This is a genomic window from Treponema sp. Marseille-Q4523 (genome assembly GCF_016901105.1).
Taxonomy (GTDB): Bacteria; Spirochaetota; Spirochaetia; order Treponematales; family Treponemataceae; genus Treponema_D.
The window spans coordinates 1-1,966 of the sequence record NZ_JAFEVM010000080.1 but is presented as its reverse complement, the minus strand read 5'-3'; the positions used below and the strand labels follow the sequence as shown (position 1 = coordinate 1,966).

Sequence of the window (1,966 nt, the reverse complement as noted above, 5' to 3'; positions counted from 1 at the left end):
GTAAAATAGTAATAAAATAGTAGACAAAAACAAATATCGTTTTTTTCATACTTTATTCCCAATTCGGACGATCTTTATTAAAAGATTTAATAGCATTTGCCAAGACCTCTGAAAGTTTATTTGTTCTATCCATCATTATTTCCCTGCTCTCTTTTGTATCCATTGAGCCTATTTCTATTAATAATGCAGGGGCTGTAGTTCTTCGTAGCTCTCCCAACGATTTTACCCGAGTATCTGTATCCGGTTTAATTCTCGTAGGTAAATTTGCTGCATTTAATATATCTGAAAAATATTCTGCAATTCGTTTGCTTTTATCTTTCCCCCCAATATAATACAACGTGATTCCAGTATATCCTTTTGTATTTGCGTCAGCATGAATTGCTAACTCTAACGATGCATCAATTTCTGCATCAATTTTATTTGCTGCATCTATTCTGCCTTGCGGCGAATGATCCTTTGTCGTATCTTCAATTACCTGTTTCAAATTAATATAATCAATGCCAATCTTTTTTAGATCAGAGTATAATTTAAGGCAAAATTTATAAATGATGCTTACCTCAGAAATTCCATCAACAACAGCCCCTCTATCCTCGCCTTTTTTATCCATTCCATGACCAGGAGATATAATTACCGTATCGCTTCTTCCATCCGGATCCACATACTTTACCGGATTATTATTGCCGTAATGATAGAGGTTTAGATTTAATACATTAAACGCTCCGCCTTCGCCTTTGGAACTTTGATCTAAATACTCCCCGACCGCCGGATCCGCACTCATCCACCTACTGTACTTCGCATCCAGATACCGTGCACCGTAGTAATAGAGCCCGGTTTCCTCATCCTGCTCCTTCGCCGTAAACTTGTACGGCAGATAGCGCAGTCCTTCCTCTTTTTCCGTCTTTTTCTCTACCCACAGCTCTCCGTACGGCGTGTACTCAATGCGTTGGTATTCATTCCCTTCGTAGTCCGTTATGAGCTGTGCGCTTCCCAAATGATCCGGGTGGTAGTAATACTGATGATGCCACTCGTCGCTCTGTCCGTAGCTCGCTTCGAGCTTACTCGTCTGCTTCGTTACGATCCGCGTTTCACCGAGATAGATGTGCTTCGAATACTGCCCGTCAGGCAATCCTTTGTCGGTATGCCACGTCCACATCGTGTTGAAGTAGAGCGTTTCGCTCAAATTGGACATCGTCCACTTTGCTGCTCTATTCCCGTCCGCCGCGCAAGCGCGCCGTTTGCGTAAGCGGAAATTATTATCTAGCGTGCCTTCGGCACCCAAGCCATCAGCACCATACACATAGCGCGTATCGTAGGCGGCTTTGCAGCTCAAACACCATGATTTTGAGCCGTTGCTGAATTGTCAAAGAACGAAGCTGTAAAACAGTTCATGGGTATATCTCGCAGAAAACTTCGTTGAATCATTTTATTATAGTGCAGTAATGCAGAATTATAAAATGCTTTCTTTCGGTTTGTATAGAATTATTTTATGCCATATCGAGAACTTATTTCTTGCCGCCTATTCATAACGCACATTCTGTTTAATGGAGCTGCCTCGGACGGCAACGGAATGCACCTGCGGTTTTCATTTTTGGAAGAAATATTTTTTATGAACAGAAAAGCTCCCACCGGTGCTTTGTATTACGGAAGATTCTTTCTCCGATGAAAGACTTTCATACGGAAGCCTGCGGCGGCGCGATCTGAGCAATTTTCCTCGAAAACTACGGGGTCTTAATTTTTACTCTGTGAAGTTAAATGATTAAAAAAGTCTTGTATAAACGAGATGGATATGCTTCTTTGCATTCTACTATATAGTCAATTTCTTCTGTGTAATTTTCTTCATCTAATGAATAATGGCAGACAATTTTTACAGGGAATTTATCATTTAGCTTTCCATGTCGCCATTTAAACATATTATAAAAATTTACCCAACAAAAGTCTTTTGTATTAAAATCAGAGAATATTAATT

The 1,966-nt window shown here is 40.2% G+C and carries 2 protein-coding genes; both read right to left on the bottom strand.

The genetic code is table 11. From position 1 onward, the window contains the following. Positions 1-52: 52 nt before the first annotated feature. A complete protein-coding gene (locus tag JSQ97_RS12730) occupies positions 53-1,330 on the bottom strand; it encodes an N-acetylmuramoyl-L-alanine amidase (RefSeq protein WP_205076392.1) in 1,278 nt (425 codons plus the stop codon). A 418-nt stretch (positions 1,331-1,748) separates the two neighbouring features. After that, positions 1,749-1,966 (bottom strand): hypothetical protein (locus JSQ97_RS12725; RefSeq protein WP_205076391.1); only part of this gene is annotated, 218 nt, incomplete at its 5' end.